Raw genomic sequence first — 17,586 nt, 5'->3', positions numbered from 1 at the left:
GAGTGACGGTCCCATCCGACCGTCGCTCGCCGAAGAAGCCGTCACTCGGCAATTGTGTGCGTATGGCGTCATAGGCTGCACCACCATGGAGCGACTACCCACCTACTGGCGCAGTGCCCAGGCCGGTCTGGTCAGCGCATGGGGCTGGTCGACCCAGTCCGCGGACGACGCGCTGAACGTCGCCCACGAACGACTTGCCCACAGTCTCAAGGCAATTCGTGCCGGACTCCCGCGCGACAAGCGCGGGTCCTACGGGTGGGCGCCACCGCGCGAGGAGACTCTCCACGAGGTCGTCGACGCCGATGGCGACCTGGCTGCCGTCGTATCGCGGAATCGGTATGGCGCGGACGTCCTCGGCACCGACCGACTGCTGATCGCCGACGTGGATGTCGCACGGGTCGGCGCGGTCCCCAGCTCGTTCCGGAAGCTGTTCGGTCGCCGGAAGGGCGCCACGGCGGACGACGGTCCGAAGGCGCAGGCGTTGCGCGTCATCCAGGATTTCGCGGCGGCTCATCCGACTCTCGGCGTCCGGGCCTATGAGACGTTCGGTGGCTTCCGGGTCATCGTGACCGGGGCGCGACTCGAGCCGAGGTCGCCGGAGGCGGTGGCCCTGTTCGAGCAGCTCGGCACCGACCGGATCTATGTGCACCTGTGCCGGAAGTACAACACCTGCCGCGCCCGGCTGAGCCCGAAACCGTGGCGCTGCGGACTGCGGGCGCCCAAGCACAGCTGGCCTCCGAGGTCAGCGGACGAGAGCGCCGCTGCAGCCCGGTGGCTCAGCGAATACCAGGCCGCGACAACGGGTTACGCCACCTGCCGGCCGGCGGGCAGCTTCGGTCCCGCACCCGGCCCCCTCGAGGCACAGCTGATCGAGCTGCACGACCGGGCCACGCGGATCGGCGAGAGCGGACTGCCGCTCGCGTGACCTCGCCGACGAGCATGGCTCTACAGTCGTACCCATGGGTAACCGTGAGCACGACATCGTCCTCTTCGGCGCGACCGGCTTCGTCGGCAAGCTGACCGCCGAGTACCTCGCCCGCCATACTCCTGACGGCGTGAGCGTCGCGTTGGCCGGGCGTACCCGCGCGAAATTGGAGGCGATCCGCGCCGAGCTGCCCGGTGCCGCCGCCGACTGGTCGCTGGTCATCGCGGACTCGTCGGACAAGGCGTCCCTGCAAGCACTCGCGGAGAGCGCGCGCGTGATCATCAGCACCGTCGGCCCGTACGCGAAGTACGGCCTGCCCCTGGTCGAGGCGTGTGCCACCGCGGGAACCGACTACGTCGATCTGACCGGTGAGGTGCTCTTCGTACGGAACTCGATCGATCGTTTCCAGGAGCTCGCGAACAGCACCGGTGCCCGCATCGTGCACTCGTGCGGATTCGATTCGGTGCCATCGGATCTCGGCGCTTTCGTGCTGTCCGAGAAGGTCCATGCCGACGGTGCGGGAGACCTCGGGGACACGACGCTCTACATGGCGATGAAGGGCGGTTTCAGCGGCGGCACCATCGCCTCGGCCATGACGCAGCTCGACGAGATCCGCTCGGACAAGAGCAAGCGCAAGGTCGCCACGGACAAGTTCGCGTTGACGCCCGACCGCAGCACCGAGCCGAGCGGGGAATGGCGCGACAGCGCGGCGGTGCGGTACGCGGACGATATCGGCGCGTGGACCGGGCCCTTCGTGATGGCGACGTACAACACCCGCATCGTGCGACGCAGCAACGCCCTGACGGGGCACGGCTACGGCACGTCGTTCCGCTATCGCGAGGTCCAGCGGACCGGCCGCGGTTGGCAGGGCCGGCTGGCGGCATACGGTGTCGCCGGTGGTCTCGGCCTCGGTTTCGCCGCCCTGTCCGCGCCGTTCCTGCGGCCCGTGGTCAACCGAGCACTGCCGTCCCCCGGTGAAGGTCCGGACGAGAAGGCCCGCAACTCCGGATACTTCACCGCGACCCTGCGGACCACCACGACGACGGGCGCGTCATACCAGAGTGTCGTTGCGGCACAAGGAGATCCGGGCTACAAGGCGACAGCGGTGATGCTCGGCGAGAGCGCGCTCAGTCTCGCCGTGTCGCGTGACGAGTGCCCGCTCCCCGAAGGCCTGAACGGTGGCGTGCTCACGCCGGCCACTGCGCTGGGCAACGTCCTCGTCGAGCGGCTGCGAGCGCAGGACTTCCGGATCGAGGCAGCCTCGGTCTGACCGGGCAGCGTTGCGGACCGGTTCTGTCCGCGGAACGGCATACCGTTCAGGCATGAGCGAGCGCATCGTCGTCCGAACTCCTCGAGCGCGTCGGTATGTCGGCCGGATGCGGCTGATCGCCCAACGCCTCTCCCCCGCAACGACATACGGTCCGGCGGAGACTGTGCGGTACATGACGTGCCTGCAGGCACAGGATTTCCGCTCCGGCCGGTCCGCGGTGGCGCTGCGGGCCGGCTGCGCGGCCAGCGACGTCGAGGCCGCACTGAACGCGGGTGACATCGTGCGCTCCTGGCCGATGCGCGGCACGTTGCACCTGGTAGCTGCGGAGGACCTGCGCTGGATGCTGGCCCTGAACGGCGAGCCGACCCTGCGTTCAGTCCGGCGCCGCCACGAAGAACTCGAGATCACGCACCGTGACGTGGATCAGGCACTGGCGGCCGCCGAGCCGCACCTGCGCGGCAACGGACTGCACCGCGCCGGTCTCTTCGAGGTATGGCGCAACAGTGGCATCGACGTCGACGGCCAGCGGGGCGCACACCTGCTCTCGACGCTGTGCCTACAGGGCCAACTCGTACTCGGCCCGATGGCCGGAACCCAGCAGAAGTTCGTCCTCTTCGGCGAATGGATTCGTGCCTCAAAGGCCGTGGATCGTGCTGCAAACGTTGCGGATTGGGCACGTCGCTACTTCCGGTCACACGGTCCGGCAACGATCGCGGACTTCCGATGGTGGAGCGGCCTGCTCCAGCGCGATCTCGCCCCGGTGTGGGACGAGGTCCGCGCGGATCTCGTCGAGCTGGTCGTCGACGACACCTCGTATTTCGTCGCGCCGGAGGTGATCGCGTCCTGGGAGGAGCATCAGTCGGCGACGCTCCGGCCGCTACTGACGCCTGCCTTCGACGAGATCCTGCTCGGGTATGCCGACCGGACACCGACACTGGCCAAGGAGCACCTGCAACAGGTGGTGCCCGGCGGCAACGGCATGTTCAAGGCTGTGTTGGTGGACGGCGGGGCGGCAGTGGCCACCTGGCGTCGCAAGCCGACCAAAGGCGATGTGGGCGTGGACGTTTCAGCCCTCGACGGTGAGTTGTCCAGCCGTGCTCGGCAGGCACTACCCGGTCTGACCCGGCGCTACCCCTTCGCGCCCTGATCGACGGAAGTCCCGGCGAGCTCGGCACAGGCCCGGGTCACCGTCTCGACCCAGACGTCCGGGGCGGTGCTCCAGAAGTTGTGCACCGCCCCGGGAATCTGACTGAAGTTCGCAGCCGGGACGAGTTCGGCGAGCTGCCGTAATGGCCAGTTCGGCCGAATGTCATCGGCCGCAGCGATGAAGTGCATGGGCACGGGCGAGTCAGCCAGCGTTCGAAAGAGACTCGCCTCATGGACCCACTCGCGGAACGATGCCTTGAGCGTCTCGTGCACCTCTGGCACGAAGTCGATCTCGAAGACGTCCTCGGTGTGCTGCAGCCGTTCGTAGGCCGCTGACCAGTAGCGGTCGTATTGCACACCCCGACCGGCAACGCCGACGATCCCGATGACTCGTTCCGGGTGCACGAGGGCGTAACGGACTGCGAGGTCGGAACCCCACGAGTGACCTAGTACGAGCCAGCTGTCGATCCCCAGCGATTCGCGGATGTCCTCGAGATCGGCGATCGCGGTCGCCATGTCATGACCTCCGCCACCGGAGTGTCCGACCCCGCGCGGATCGGGATACCAGACGGTGAAGCCACGCGGTGCCAATCGTTCCTCGGCCAGGTAGTGCACACATCCGGGCCCGCCCGACAGCACGACGATGTGCCGACCGCGCCCGGTGGAGGCGGCATGCAGGGTGACGCCGTCGCGAGCTGAGATCCGGTGCTGTCTCATGCAACTCAGCTTCCCACGCCAACGGCGAAGTCCCCCGCGTGCCGCACATCGCCGAGCGGTGCGTAGTTGCGGTTCTGCGGGCGCCGGAACCACAACTCCGCACATCTCACCGCCCGACAGCCCGATAGCGTGGCGTCGTGCGCCTGCTGCTGATCCGTCACGCCGAAGTACCGACCAACGTGGATCGCCGGTTGGAGACCGCCATACCCGGCCCGGCCCTGACAGAGATCGGGCGCCGGCAGGCCGAAGAGTTGGCCGAACGTCTTGCACCTGAGGGGATCACGGCCGTGTTCCGATCGCCCCTGCTGCGCACCGGGCAGACGATTCAGCCGTTCCTGGACCGCGACGGGCTGAGCTCAGCGGTCCTTCCCGGGCTGGCCGAGATCGAAGCCGGCGACCTCGAGTCACGCAATGACGACGTCGCCCGGGACACGTACCACTCGGTCATGCTCGACTGGGTCGACGGACGCCGGACCAGCCGGGTCCCGGGCGGGCCGGACGGTGTCGAATTCCTCGACCGGTTCGACGACGCGATCGCCCGGGCCACCGACGACGCGGACGGGACCATCGCGGTCGTCAGCCACGGGGCAGCGCTCCGGACCTGGACGGGCAGCCGATGCGTGAACCTCGACCGGCGCTTCGTCGCTTCGCGTCCGATCCCGAACACCGGTGTGATCGAGCTGACGCGCGACTCCGCCGGCACCGTATGGCGCTGCGTCCGCTGGCTCGGCGCCGATCCTGACACCGACAGGGCTTCCGAGACGAGCTGAATTACTTGAAGCTCCAATGGATTTGGACGGTCACCGTCGAGGTGTCCTCTCCCTGTGCGACCGGCATCGGCGCCACACCGGCCAGCATGGCCCGACCACGCGGCGGCGGTGGCCGGAACACACCGCCGAGCTCGACGATGGATTCCGCGCTGCCGAGTGCCCGGCCGGTCAGCCGCGCGAAGTCGGTCGCCTTGGCATGGGCGTGCTCCACGGCCTCCTGGCGGGCCTCGGCGAGGGCGCTCTCGGTGGCTTCGCCGGACAACGAGACATCGTCGACCTGCAGGGCGGTGCCGCATGCGTCGACCAAATCCCCCAGCAACCGGTCGAGCAACGTCAGGTCGGCGACGCGCACCCGGACGGCCTGCTGTGCGTCATACCCCTGGATGTGTTCGGTGTCCTCGGACCAGATCTTGTTCGGCGACACCGTGACCGATTCGGTGCGCACGTCGGTCTCCGGTATGCCGATCGTCCGCAGGACCTCGAAAGCCGTGGTGACGGCGGCGCCCGCTGCGCGCAGCGCCTCGCCGGGCTGCGGTTGTCGGCTCTGCAGCAGCAGTCGCACCGTTGCCTCGGTCGTCGGCACACGCACGGTTCCGACTCCGGTCACCGTGACTCCGGTCTGTTCGTCAGCCATGTCTGCCAGTCTGCATCACCGAGGGCACCTCAGCGCGAACCCCACTCCCACGACGGCCTCGTCAACAGACCCTGCCCCTCGACCACCGTCTCGCCCAGGTCCTTGGCGAGCACCACCTCGCCGAGCAGGTCGTCGTCGCCACGCAGTGCCTCGAGCAGTGGGCGCGAGTGCGACACGACGACGAGCTGCGACCGCTGTGCCGCCTGCCGGATCAGCCGGGCCAGCGGCGGGATCAAGGACGGGTGCAGGGAGGTCTCCGGCTCGTTCAGCACCATCAACGGCGGTGGCTCGACCGTGAGCAGGGCGGTCGCCAGCAGCAGGTAGCGCAGCGTGCCGTCGGACAGCTCCGCCGCTCGCAACGGGCGCAGCATGCCTGGCTGGGCGATTGCGACGTCGAACATGCCATCGGCGATCAGCACCTGCGGGACGGCTCCGTCGAACGCGTCGGCGATGGTGCGCTCCAGGTCGCCGAAACCGCTCTCCAGGATCGTCTGCACCGCGGCCGCAAGGTCCGATCCGTCCCCGGACAGGACGGGTGCACGGGTGCCGACCTGCGGCCGACGCGCGGGCGCTTCCGCGTCGACGCGGAAGCCGTCGTAGAACCGCCAGGCACGGATCGCCGAACGCACCGCGAAGACCTCCGGTGCGACGTGCCGGTCGGCATACTCCCCCAGCACGCTCCGGTATGGCGCCAGCCCGTCGGTGACGTCCGACCAACGACGCCCGTCGCGCACCTGCACCGAGCCGCGCCGTCGACGCACGGTGACCGTCGCGGGCCGCATGACCGGGCCGCTGAAGATCAGCTCGCGCTTGAGCTGCGGGTCCCGTTGGAAGGCGGTGGGCAGGCCGGTCGGCTGAGGTAGGCCGAGATCGACGAGATAACCGAAATCGTCACTGGCGTAACCCATTTGGAGGCTGATCGGACCCTTGCGGACGGTGCCCTCGACGGGCGCGCCACGACGTGCACCGGCAAGCGACTCCGGCCCCGCCCACAGTGCCGACTGCAGACCGCCTTCCCTGGCCAGCGAACCGACGACCTGCCCCTCGCCGCACTGGGCGAGCAGCCGCAGTGCGCGGTAGAGCGACGACTTGCCGCTGCCGTTGCCGCCGGTGACCGCGGTCAGTGGGCTGAGTGGCACCACGACGTCGCGCAACGACCGGTAGCCGCTCACGGCCAGGGTGGTGATCATGCAGTGAAACTAGTTCGTGCCGGTGACAGTCACGGACGGACCAACGGGACCTCGAGACGCCTCCTCCGCTGCGCTCCCCCGGCTCCTCGGCCACCTCTGCTTTGTCGGGGACCCGCAGATGGTGCGGACGACCACGGCACGATCGGCAGGACCGAGGCGCCCCCGACACACATTCCGCAATTGCGACCAGCAGAACGTGCGGTATGGCGCACCTCTTGCTGGTCCTTATCTCGCTGGCGAGACCTCTCTCGCCGCCGGCCTGCAGATAGTGCGGACGACCATCGCACCATCTGCAGGACCGAACCAACGCGCGACGATCACCGGACCGACCGACAAGCCGGCGGTGGTGCCAGCCCACGACAACTCAACTGCACGACGAGCGGACGGCCGCGAAGACGACGAAACCCCGGTGGCGTGACACACGGTGAGATGACGATCGATCCGGGACAACCGACGTGAGCTTGCGAGCGTCGCTTGTCCCGGATCGGGAGGAGTCGAGCCCAAAGGCTCAGGCTGATCAGAGATTGAGGTACGAAACCTCTGATCAGCAGGGTCCGTGCAGGCCGAGCGTGCTGCGGACGGTCTGCGGGGCGATGCCGCAGCCGATGCCGGCGGTGCCGAGGTCTCGGACCGTCCAGCTGTCGCCGGACTTCTGCAGCAGCACCTGCGCCGGGTCGGTCTGGCCGTTCTTGGGTGTCGCGAGCGCTGATGCCCAGGCGTGATCACCGGTGAACGTCACCTCACTGACGGACACATTGCTCGGCTTGACGGCGCCGAGCAGGCTGCTGTGCCGGATCGCCGTGGCGACCTGCTGCGTGTCGGTGGCTGCCGTCTGGTGCGTCGACCGCTGGGCGGACCGATGGGCGGACAACGAGGCCGCATGGTGGACGGCAGGAACCGTTACCGACGGAGCGTGATGGCCGGGTTCGAGTGCCGCCGCCCGTGTGGGTGCAGCGAGCGCCGATCCGGCGATGAGAAGTGCTCCGATGGTGACGGTGACCGTGGTGCGCTTCATGTGGCTTCCTTCCTTTCCGCGACGAAAGTCGCGATCCCCGAGTGGTGTCGAACGCAGCCGCGCCCGACGGTGTGGAAGACGTCCCATCCTTGCAGCCGGTTGCCCCCTCTGACGGCCCGTGATCGGATCGTGACCTCGACGGTCGAAACCATCGGGTTGAATCGTCAGGGTGTCCACCACCGAGGTCGAATCCCTAGCAAAACTACGGCGATTGCTCGCCGAAGGCTCGTCGGTGCGCGACCTGCGGCTGCAGGATCTCGACCTGACCGACGTCGAGGGCGACCTGCTGCGGATCGACGACTTCACCGGCGTCGTCGTCCTCGGCGGGCGGATGAGCGACACGCTGCATCGGCACCTGCGACTGCACGGCGCACTGGTGTTCCCGGCGGACCCGGGCGTCCCCTTCGACGCCTGGCGGTCGCATCTGTACCGGCCGCGCGAACTGTATGCCGGGCTGCGCGAGCGGGGGTATGACGCAACACCCGACGCCCGCGCATACCGCTGGTCCCTCGACCCGGACTCCGAACAGGACGTCTACTCGTCGCTGCTGCGCGCCATACACGACGACAGCATCGGTGACGCCCTGAACGAATTCGTCGATGGCAGAACGCTGGTCGGTGTGATGGGCGGGCACGCGGTCGAGCGCGGCTCGACCGACTACGCCGAGGCTGCCCGCCTCGGACACACCCTCGCGACGATGGGGTTGGTGGTCGCGACCGGTGGTGGCCCCGGTGCGATGGAGGCCGCGAACCTCGGTGCACTGTGCACGGACGAGGTCCTGCTCGACCCGGCCATCGCGAACCTGGCCCGGGTGCCGTCGTTCCGGCCGGACATCACCGCGTGGGCACGGGTCGCGTTCGAGGTGCGCGATCAGGTCACGTCGGACACCGGCGCGCCGCGCAGCGTCGGCATACCGACGTGGTTCTACGGACACGAGCCACCGAACGCGTTCGGCAACCGGATGGCGAAGTTCTTCTCCAACGCACTGCGGGAGGACGTCCTGCTGCGCGTCTGCAACGGCGGGATCATCGTGTTGCCGGGCGCCGCGGGCACCGTGCAGGAGATCTTCCAGGTGGCCACCGCGCTCTATTACGCTGATCCGGGGCGCGCCCACCTGCCGCCTCTGGTGCTCGTCGGGGAACGACACTGGCGTCACGAGGTCCCGGTCTGGGACGTCCTGCAGGCGCTCGCCGCCGACCGCGCGATGGCCGGCGCCATACACCTGGTGAACGACGCCGAGGCCGCTTGTCGCACAATTGCGGACATAGCGTCCACACAGGAACATCTGCACCGACCGACGGAAGGCGGCAAGGCACTGTGACCGATGCCAACGCACGCTCGGCCGACAGCTTCTCGCCGTTCGCCGTGTCCGTACTGCGAGCGGCCGACCGACGGCTGCGGTTCTGCGACCGCGGCGACATGATGACCCGGTATGCCGCGTGCCGCGCGGCGATGTGCGCGCTGACCCAGGTCGACACCTTCTACGTCGGTCACTACATCGGGCCGACGACGCTGTCGATCCCCTACTGCGTCGACAACAAACAGTTCCTGACCGCGGACGTGCAACAGTTCGGCCCGAACGGCCTGTCCGAGTACATCCGGTCGACCGGTCAGCCCTACCGCTACAAGCAGGACGACGGGCGGCGTGCCCGGATGGGCTGGAGCTCCGGTCGCCCGATCCACGACGTCCTCGTCGTGCCGCTGCGCAACCCCGAGTCCGCGGAGGTCATCGGGATGATGTGCGTCGAGAACTCCGAACCGGACACGTTCGACGACGAGACCGTGCGTGCGATGGACTGGCTCGGGCGGGCGCTGGTCTGGGAGATGACCCAGGACCGCAGCTTCGCCGACGACCTCGGTCTCTACGAGCTCTACCCCGAGCTGGACAGCACCCGCCCTCGCGACGAGACCGAGATGCTGCGCACCCTGAACAACGAACTCGAACGGTTGCGCCTGGCGCTGCACTCGATCGAGCTGCCCGACGACGCCGACCACGCCGATGCCCGGAAGTTGCTCGAGGAGGCGACGACGTCCGGTGAGCGGTTGCACCGGCGGCTGGCCGACGCGATCGGCAGTGCCCGCGTCGAAGACGCCGGGCCGAAGAACAATTCGGCCGGGCTGACCACCCGCGAGCTGGAGATCGCGATGCTCATCGCGGTCGACGGTCTGTCGAACCGGCAGCTGGCCACCCGGTTGTTCATCTCCGAGAAGACCGTCAAGGTCCACGTCGGCAATGTGTTGCGCAAGCTGGGCATCTCGCAGCGATCCGCGATCCCCTACATCATCGGATCGGTCCATCCCACCGGGCAGGTCAAGGAGCCGTAACCGGCACCTTGGGTTCGACGCCGTTCGGCGGCGGCTGCGACGACGTCCGCGCCGCCCGTAGACGGCCGACCAGCGCCAGCACCCCACGGCGCAACCATGCGGCTCCGACCAGGATCGCGATCGCGACGACTCCGTCCAGCCACCAGTGGTTCGCGGTCGCCACGACGACGAACACGGTCACCACGAAGTGCAGCGGGCCGATCCACCGCCAGTGGGAGGTGCTGACCCGCCAGGAGTACCAACCGACGACAGCCGCGAACAGGACGTGCACCGACGGCATCGCACCGAAGTTGTCGACCGAGAAGCCGGCGTTGTAGACCGACTGGCCGTAGAACTCGGCCGTGTCGACATACCCGGGCAGCAGGCGGGGCGGGGCGACCGCCAGGAACTGCACGAAGAAGCACCCGAGGGTGCTGAGCGCCAGTGTGGTTCGCACCGCGGGATAGCTCTCGCGGTGCCGGAAGAACAGCCACAGCAGGAAGATCCCCATGCCGGTGAAGTGCATGCTCGCGTAGAACAGGTTGGCCAGCTTGACGATCGTCTCGTGCCCGAGGATGAGGTTCTGCACGCTGCGTTCGTTCGGGAAGAACAGCGCCGACTGCACCCGCTCGATCCAGTGCGCGCGCCCGATCGCGTCGCCGCCGTCACTGGAGGTCACCTGCTGCAGGATCTGCCAGAAAGCGAAGAGGAACGCGATGATCGCGCCCTCCCGGCAGAAGGTGGCGAGACCCGGTCGCCGGCGCCGCAGCACCGGCCAGAGCGCCACCAGGACCAGGCCGACGCCCAGCGCCTGGCGCCAGTTCAACATCAGATTGGGCATCGGCTCGACGGGCTCCGTCAGGCGGTCGAGGCGGCGAGCTGGCCGCACGCACCGTCGATGTCCGACCCGCGGGTGTCCCGGATGGTCGTGGGTATGCCGTGGGCGCGCAGCCGCTCGACGAACTGCTGCTCGACGCCCTTGCGGGACGCGGTCCACTTGGATCCGGGAGTCGGATTGAGCGGGATCGGGTTGACGTGCACCCAGCCCTTGCCGCGAGCGCGCAGCTTCTCCCCCAGCAGGTCGGCCCGCCACGCCTGGTCGTTCATGTCCTTGATCAACGCGTATTCGATGGACACGCGCCGCCCGGTCGTCTCGTAGTAGCGGTATGCCGCATCGAGCGCCTCGTCGACGGTCCAGCGCGTGTTGATCGGGACGAGCTCGTTGCGCAGCTCGTCGTCCGGTGCATGCAGCGAGAGAGCCAGAGTGACGGGGATGCCTTCGGCGGCCAACTTGTCGATGGCCGGAACGAGCCCGACGGTCGACATCGTCACGTGGCGTGCCGACATGCCCAGACCGGCCGGTGCGGGGTCGACAAGCCGATGTATGGCGTTGATGGCCTGCCGGTAATTGGCCAGCGCCTCGCCCATGCCCATGAAAACGACGTTGGAGACGCGCAGCGGCTCCTCCCGCGACTCGTCATCGCCACCGGCGACCGCACCCGCACGCAGCATCCGCGCACCGGCGACGACCTGCTCGACGATCTCGGCGGTCGTCAGGTTGCGGGTCAGGCCTTCCTGCCCGGTGGCGCAGAACGGACAGTTCATGCCGCAGCCGGCCTGGCTGGAGATGCACATCGTCACCCGGCCCGGGTAACGCATCAGCACGGACTCGACCAGCGCGCCGTCGAACAGTCGCCATACCTGCTTGACGGTGCGGCCGTCGTCGGCGTTCAGCGTGCGCACCGAGGTCAGCAGCTTGGGCAGCATCGCGTCGACCAACTCGGCGCGGCCGGCAGCGGGCAGGTCGGTCATCTCCGCCGGGTCGTCGACGAAGTGCTCGAAGTAGTGGGTCGACAGCTGCTTGGCGCGGAACCCCTTGTGTCCCAACGCTTCCACGGCTTCCTTGCGGCCGGCTTCGTCGAAGTCGGCCAAGTGCTGCGGCGGCTTCCCGCGCCGCGGTGCGGCGAACGTCAGCTGTCCGGGGACCGGCTTCTTCGTCGAGGGAGTGGGTAGATCAGTCATGTCAGTGCACCGCCACCAATGGGGTCAGGACGGCCCATGCGACGGGTACGACGACCAGCAGGGAGTCCAGCCGGTCCATCAGTCCGCCGTGGCCGGGGATCAGGTTGCTCATGTCCTTGATGCCGAGATCGCGCTTGATCATCGACTCGCACAGGTCACCGACGGTGGCCGCCACCACGGCAAGCGCTCCCAGTAACGCGCCGACCCACCAGCGGCCGTCGAGCACCAGCGCGACGCCGAGGCTGCCGGCGAGCACGCATCCGGTCACCGAGCCGGCGAAGCCCTCCCAGGACTTCTTCGGCGAGACGCTGGGCGCCATCGGGTGCTTGCCGGCGATGACGCCGACGATGTAGCCGCCGATGTCGCTGCAGATGGTCACCAGGATGAACACGACGATGCGCCCCGGCCCGTCGTCCTCCGCGAGCAGCAGCATCGCGAAGCCGACGAGGGCGGGCACGTAGAGCGTCGTCAGTGCTCCCCCGGCGATGTCGGTCAGCATGCCGTCGGCGTTGCCGAGCGAGCGCCATACGACGATCAGCAGCACGGCGACGACGACGCCGAAGGCCAGCGCGGGAGCACCCCAGACATAGGCCACCAGCGGCAGCGCCGCCGCCGCGGCGAGCGTCGGGATCACCGGAGGGTGCAGGTTCCCGTGCGCCATCGCACGGAGCATCTCGATGCAGCCGATGACGGCCGCGGCCATCGCCACCGCGACGAAGAGTTCCTTCTTGACGAACAGGCTGAGCACCACGATCAACCCGAGCAGGACACCGACCCCGATCGCCGCGTAGAGGTTGCGGCCGGCGCGCGGGGTCGGGTTGTGGGCAGCCGGGGCAGCGGACGCCGGAGTGGGTTCCGTGCGTGCTTGCCGGGCTGCCCGTCGCGAGTGGGGCTCAGACATCTCTGACGGTTGCGAGCTGACCTCAGACCTCGAGGAGCTCGGCCTCCTTGCCCTTGAGCAGCTCGTCGACGACGTCCACGTGCTTCTTGGTGGTCGACTCCAGCTCCTTCTCGTGCCGGGCGCCCTCGTCCTCGCCGATGTCGCCGTCCTTCACCGCGCGGTCGATGTCCTCCTTGGCCTTGCGGCGCACGTTGCGGATCGAGACCTTGGCGTCCTCACCCTTGGTGCGGGCGAGCTTGATGTAGTCGCGACGGCGTTCCTCGGTGAGCGCCGGCAGGATGATGCGGATGACGTTGCCGTCGTTGCTGGGGTTGACGCCCAGGTCGCTGTCCCGCAGCGTCTTCTCGATCGCGGCCATCGCGCCCTTGTCGAACGGCGCGATGAGCACGGTGCGGGCTTCGGGCGTCTGGAAGGAGGCCAGCTGCTGCAGCGGCGTCGGTGCGCCGTAGTAGTCGACCGTCAGCTTGTTGAACATCGCTGCACTGGCGCGACCGGTGCGGATGGCGGAGAAGTCCTCCTTGGCGACCTCGATCGCCTTCTCCATCTTCTCCTCGGCCTCGAGCAGGGTGTCGTCGATGCTGCCGTCCATGGTTGCTGACCTTCTTCTGCGCTGGGTTGGGGTGTCTCGCGTGAGTCTATGCGTGCGTAGCGGGGGGCTCGGTGAGCGTCAGGCACTCACCAGTGTGCCGATCTTCTCACCCTGCAGCGCGCGGGTGATGTTGCCCGGGCCCTGCATGCCGAACACGCGCATCGGCAGGTCGTTGTCCATGCAGAGACTGAACGCCGCCGCGTCCACGATCCGCAGGTTCTTGGCGAGCGCCTCGGAGAAGGTGACGGCGTCGAGCTTGGTGGCCGTCGGGTCGACCTTCGGGTCGGCCGTGTAGACCCCGTCCACGCCGTTCTTGGCGATCAGCACCATGTCGCACCGGATCTCCAGGGCGCGCTGGGCACTCACGGTGTCGGTGGAGAAGAACGGCATACCGGCGCCGGCGCCGAAGATGACGACGCGGCCCTTCTCCAGGTGCCGCATGGCGCGCCGCGGGATGTAGGGCTCGGCGACCTGACCCATGGTGATCGCCGTCTGCACGCGGGTGTCGACCTCTTCCTTCTCCAGGAAGTCCTGCAGTGCCAGGCAGTTCATGACGGTGCCGAGCATGCCCATGTAGTCGGCGCGGGTGCGGTCCATGCCGCGCTGCTGCAACTCGGCGCCGCGGAAGAAGTTGCCTCCGCCGACGACGATCGCGATCTGCACGCCGTTGTTGGCGGCCTCGGCGATCTGCTCGGCGACACCGCGTACGACGTCGGGGTCGAGGCCGATCTTGCCGCCACCGAAGACTTCCCCGGAAAGCTTGAGCAGGACCCGCTGCGGGGCTTCGGAGTGGACGGACAGGTCGGTCATCGGCGCAGCCTCCGGTACATGCTGGAATCAGTGTTCGTCGGGCGACACACGCAAATGCACACCGTGTGCGGGACCCGGGCGCGGCATTTGTAGCGGTCGGTAGATCCTGCCACACGAAGCACTGTCGGCACGCATCCGTGGGTCCGCGGGAGTCGTCGAATGCGCTCCCGCTCAGGGCTGTCGGGCGTGAACTACGTTGGCAGGAACCATCGTCACCACACCCGGGAGTTCCGCATCGTGCACGACCGTCGCCGGCTGATCGAGGATCGCATCACCCGTGTCCTGACCGAACGGATCCGACCGGTCGTGCATCGCCGGGTCGCGCCGCTGCAGGTGGAGGTCCGGCACGTCGGCGGCGGCCGCGGCGAGCCGGTGCCTCCGGCCGACGCGATCGGCGCGCCATACGAGCGGGGTGCCGTGGGTGATCCGTGGGGTCCTGCCTGGGGCACCACATGGTTCCACCTGACGGGGAGCGTGCCGGAGGCCGACGACCGCGGACCGCACGAGGTCGTCGTCGACCTCGGCTGGTCACCGCACTCCCCCGGTTTCCAGGCCGAGGGACTGGTCTACCGACCGGACGGCAGCGTGGTGAAGGGGCTCAACCCGATGAACGGCTGGATACCCGTCGAATCCGGCACCGATGTCGACCTGTATGTCGAGGCGGCTGCGAATCCGTTGCTGCTGCAACCGCATCCGTTCCTGCCGACCGATCTCGGTGACAAGGCGACAGCCGGCGACCAACCGCTCTACCGGCTCACGCGCGCCGAGATCTGCGTGCGCGACACGGAACTGTGGGAACTGGCGGCCGACCTCGACGTGCTCGACGGACTGATGCGTGAACTGCCGGCCGAGGATGGCTGGCGCACGGAGCTGCAACTGGGCATGGAACGCGCTCTGGACCGGCTCGATCTCGCCGATGTGTCCGGGACGGCCGGCGCCGCCCGCAGCGAACTGGCGGGGCTGCTCGCGCGGCGCAGCGCCGACACCGCGCACCGGATCAGCGCCGTCGGGCATGCGCACATCGACTCGGCGTGGCTGTGGCCGGTGCGGGAGACCGTGCGCAAGGTCGCGCGGACGGTGGCGAACGTCACCCACCTGCTCGACGAGCACCCCGAGCTGATCTACACGATGTCCAGCGCACAGCAGTACGAGTGGCTGGAGGAGCACCGGCCGGAGGTCTTCGCGCGACTGCGGAAGCACGTCGCCGACGGGCGGTTCGTGCCGACCGGCGGCATGTGGGTCGAGTCCGACACCAACATGGTCGGTGGCGAGGCGATGGCCCGGCAGTTCCTCCTCGGCCAGGGTTACTTCCGCGAGAAGTTCGGTGTCACCTGTCGCGAGGTGTGGTTGCCGGACTCGTTCGGCTACTCCGCCGCCCTGCCACAGATCGTCCGGCAGGCCGGCTGCACGCACTTCCTGACCCAGAAGATCAGCTGGAACCAGCAGAACGTCTTCCCGCACCACACCTTCCGATGGGAGGGCATCGACGGCACCCGGGTCTTCACCCACTTCCCACCGGTCGACACCTACACCGCCGAGCTGACCGGGCGCGAACTCGCCCACGCCGCAAGCAATTTCCGCGACAAGGGGGCAACCAATCGCTCCCTCGTGCCGTTCGGGTACGGCGACGGCGGCGGCGGACCCACCCGCGAGATGGTGCAACGCGCCGCACGTACCGAGGATCTGGCCGGCTCGCCCCGGGTCGCCATCGAGACGCCGGCGGACTTCTTCGCAGCGGCGGAGGCGGATTATCCGAACGCACCGGTCTGGGTGGGCGAGCTCTACCTCGAGATGCACCGCGGCACCTACACCAGCCAGGCCCGGACAAAGGAGGGCAACCGGCGGTGCGAGCACCTCCTGCGGGAGGCCGAACTGTGGGCGACGACGGCGACCGTCCGGGGAGTGGCCGACTATCCGGCCGAGCAACTGACCCGACTGTGGAAAGTCGTTCTGCTGCAACAGTTCCACGACATCCTGCCGGGCAGCTCGATCGCGTGGGTGCACCGGGAGGCGGCGGAGAACTACGCGGCCGTCGAGGCCGAGCTGGACGGGCTGGTCCGGGACCGGCTGGCCCTGCTCGCAGGGTCCGAGGACACCGAGACCGCAGTGAACGCAACGCCGTTCGCCGACGGCGGCGTGCCTGCGCTGGGTGGTGCGCCGGTTCCCGCAGCAGCTGCCGCCGTTGCCGTGGAGCACGGCGCCGACGGCGTGGTGCTGACCAGTGACGTGCTCCGGGTAGCTGTGGACGCGCAGGGCCTGGTCCGTTCGATGGTCGACCTGGCCAGTGGTCGGGACGTCATACCGGCCGGCCAGCGGGGCAACCTGCTGCAACTGCATCAGGACTTCCCGAACAAGTGGGACGCCTGGGACCTGGACGAGTTCTACCGCAACACCGTTCGCGACCTCGACGCGGTGACGGAGCTGCGGGTCGAGGTCCGGGACGACGGAGCCGCGGTCGTCACCGTGCGGCGCGACTTCGGCGGGTCCAGCGCCATACAGACGATGACGCTGCGGCCCGGTGCGCGGCAGGTGGACTGCAGCGTCGACGTCGACTGGCACGAGCGGGAAACGGTCCTGAAGGTCGCCCTGCCGGTAGACGTGCACGCGACGGATGCGGCATACGAGACCCAGTTCGGTCACCTGCGCCGGCCGACCCACACCAACACCAGCTGGGACGCCGCCCGCTTCGAGGTGTGTGCGCATCGTTTCGTGCACGTTGCGGAGCCGGGATTCGGTGTGGCCGTGGTGAATTCGGCGACCTACGGGCACGAGGTCGTCCGACACGAGGCCACACGGGGCGGTACGTTCTCGACGATCCGGTTGTCGCTGCTGCGGGCACCGCGCTTCCCGGACCCGCAGACCGACCAGGGCCGGCACGAGCGCCACTACGCACTGGTCGTCGCACCCGAGGTCACGGACGCGGTGTCGGCCGGCTACCGCATCAACCTGCCCGAGCGCCGGATCACCGGTGGTCCGATCGACCCACTGCTGCGAGTGAACGGTGGGCCCGCGGTCGTCGAGGCGATCAAGCTCGCGGAGGACGGATCCGGTGATGTCATCGTGCGTCTCTACGAACCCCTCGGTGCACGAACCGTCGCCACCCTGGAGCCGAGCTTCGCCGTCCGTGGGGTCACCCAGGTGGATCTGCTCGAGGATCGTATGGCGCCCGACGGCCTCGCCGTGGACGATGACTCGATCACCTTACGTCTCAGGCCTTTTCAGCTTGTCACAGTGCGCTTCCAGCGATAGCAGAACGGGTGGCCGGCGTTGCGCCGGCCACCCGTTCATCGTCG

16 protein-coding genes are annotated in these 17,586 nt (G+C 68.5%); 7 read left to right on the top strand and 9 right to left on the bottom strand.

What is annotated here, in order from left to right:
• Positions 1-85 precede the first annotated feature (85 nt).
• The 3 genes from ACZ50J_RS08465 to ACZ50J_RS08455 are packed head-to-tail and all read left to right on the top strand — an operon-like array spanning position 86 to position 3,342.
• Entirely contained in the window at positions 86-925 is an 840-nt protein-coding gene (locus ACZ50J_RS08465; protein ID WP_464300829.1) for a hypothetical protein, read from the top strand.
• A gap of 34 nt (positions 926-959) precedes the next feature.
• Entirely contained in the window at positions 960-2,195 is a 1,236-nt protein-coding gene (locus ACZ50J_RS08460) for a saccharopine dehydrogenase family protein (protein ID WP_464300828.1), read from the top strand.
• Between the two features lie 52 nt (positions 2,196-2,247).
• Positions 2,248-3,342 carry a winged helix DNA-binding domain-containing protein gene (locus ACZ50J_RS08455; RefSeq protein ID WP_464300827.1) on the top strand — a complete coding sequence of 365 codons (1,095 nt, stop codon included), beginning with the start codon at positions 2,248-2,250 and terminating at the stop codon, positions 3,340-3,342.
• Here the strand turns inward: ACZ50J_RS08455 and ACZ50J_RS08450 are convergent.
• Entirely contained in the window at positions 3,324-4,058 is a 735-nt protein-coding gene (locus ACZ50J_RS08450) for an alpha/beta fold hydrolase (protein WP_464300826.1), read from the bottom strand. The two genes, ACZ50J_RS08455 and ACZ50J_RS08450, sit on opposite strands and share 19 nt — an antisense overlap.
• A 137-nt stretch (positions 4,059-4,195) precedes the next feature.
• Between ACZ50J_RS08450 and ACZ50J_RS08445 the strand changes: the two genes are divergently transcribed.
• Positions 4,196-4,828, top strand: coding sequence for a histidine phosphatase family protein (locus ACZ50J_RS08445; RefSeq protein WP_464300825.1), 633 nt, complete (start codon positions 4,196-4,198; stop codon positions 4,826-4,828).
• Position 4,829: 1 nt separating this feature from the next.
• Here the strand turns inward: ACZ50J_RS08445 and ACZ50J_RS08440 are convergent, their stop codons facing one another.
• The 3 genes from ACZ50J_RS08440 to ACZ50J_RS08430 all read right to left on the bottom strand — a co-directional run bounded on the left by ACZ50J_RS08440 (position 4,830) and on the right by ACZ50J_RS08430 (position 7,667).
• Positions 4,830-5,462 carry an SIMPL domain-containing protein gene (locus tag ACZ50J_RS08440; RefSeq protein ID WP_464300824.1) on the bottom strand — a complete coding sequence of 211 codons (633 nt, stop codon included), beginning with the start codon at positions 5,460-5,462 and terminating at the stop codon, positions 4,830-4,832.
• A gap of 29 nt (positions 5,463-5,491) precedes the next feature.
• Positions 5,492-6,652, bottom strand: coding sequence for an AAA family ATPase (locus tag ACZ50J_RS08435; protein WP_464300823.1), 1,161 nt, complete (start codon positions 6,650-6,652; stop codon positions 5,492-5,494).
• 544 nt (positions 6,653-7,196) lie between these two features.
• Entirely contained in the window at positions 7,197-7,667 is a 471-nt protein-coding gene (locus ACZ50J_RS08430; RefSeq protein ID WP_464300822.1) for a hypothetical protein, read from the bottom strand.
• A gap of 169 nt (positions 7,668-7,836) precedes the next feature.
• Between ACZ50J_RS08430 and ACZ50J_RS08425 the strand changes: the two genes are divergently transcribed.
• Positions 7,837-8,988, top strand: a complete 1,152-nt coding sequence (locus ACZ50J_RS08425) for an LOG family protein (RefSeq protein WP_464300821.1) — start codon at positions 7,837-7,839, stop codon at positions 8,986-8,988.
• Complete coding sequence (locus ACZ50J_RS08420; protein ID WP_464300820.1) at positions 8,985-9,992, top strand: helix-turn-helix transcriptional regulator; 1,008 nt, start codon at positions 8,985-8,987, stop codon at positions 9,990-9,992. Before ACZ50J_RS08425 ends, ACZ50J_RS08420 begins: the two co-directional genes overlap by 4 nt.
• Here the strand turns inward: ACZ50J_RS08420 and ACZ50J_RS08415 are convergent.
• From ACZ50J_RS08415 to pyrH, 5 genes are all read right to left on the bottom strand, one after another.
• A complete protein-coding gene (locus ACZ50J_RS08415) occupies positions 9,979-10,812 on the bottom strand; it encodes a phosphatase PAP2 family protein (RefSeq protein ID WP_464300819.1) in 834 nt (277 codons plus the stop codon). The genes ACZ50J_RS08420 and ACZ50J_RS08415 overlap by 14 nt on opposite strands.
• Positions 10,813-10,829: 17 nt before the next feature.
• Entirely contained in the window at positions 10,830-11,993 is a 1,164-nt protein-coding gene (rlmN, locus tag ACZ50J_RS08410; protein WP_464300818.1) for a dual-specificity RNA methyltransferase RlmN, read from the bottom strand.
• A 1-nt stretch (position 11,994) separates the two neighbouring features.
• A complete protein-coding gene (locus tag ACZ50J_RS08405; RefSeq protein WP_464300817.1) occupies positions 11,995-12,894 on the bottom strand; it encodes a phosphatidate cytidylyltransferase in 900 nt (299 codons plus the stop codon).
• A gap of 22 nt (positions 12,895-12,916) precedes the next feature.
• On the bottom strand, positions 12,917-13,483 hold the full coding sequence (frr, locus tag ACZ50J_RS08400; protein ID WP_464300816.1) for a ribosome recycling factor: 567 nt from the start codon (positions 13,481-13,483) through the stop codon (positions 12,917-12,919).
• A 78-nt stretch (positions 13,484-13,561) separates the two neighbouring features.
• Positions 13,562-14,293 (bottom strand): UMP kinase, encoded by a 732-nt coding sequence (gene pyrH / locus ACZ50J_RS08395; protein ID WP_464300815.1) that lies wholly within the window; start codon positions 14,291-14,293, stop codon positions 13,562-13,564.
• Positions 14,294-14,530: 237 nt separating this feature from the next.
• Between pyrH and ACZ50J_RS08390 the strand changes: the two genes are divergently transcribed.
• Positions 14,531-17,542 (top strand): alpha-mannosidase, encoded by a 3,012-nt coding sequence (locus ACZ50J_RS08390; protein WP_464300814.1) that lies wholly within the window; start codon positions 14,531-14,533, stop codon positions 17,540-17,542.
• Positions 17,543-17,586 lie beyond the last annotated feature (44 nt).

It is taken from the genome of Flexivirga sp. G2 (assembly GCF_055397625.1).
The sequence above is the reverse complement of the archived record's forward strand: the minus strand, read 5'-3'. Positions and strand labels throughout refer to the sequence as shown.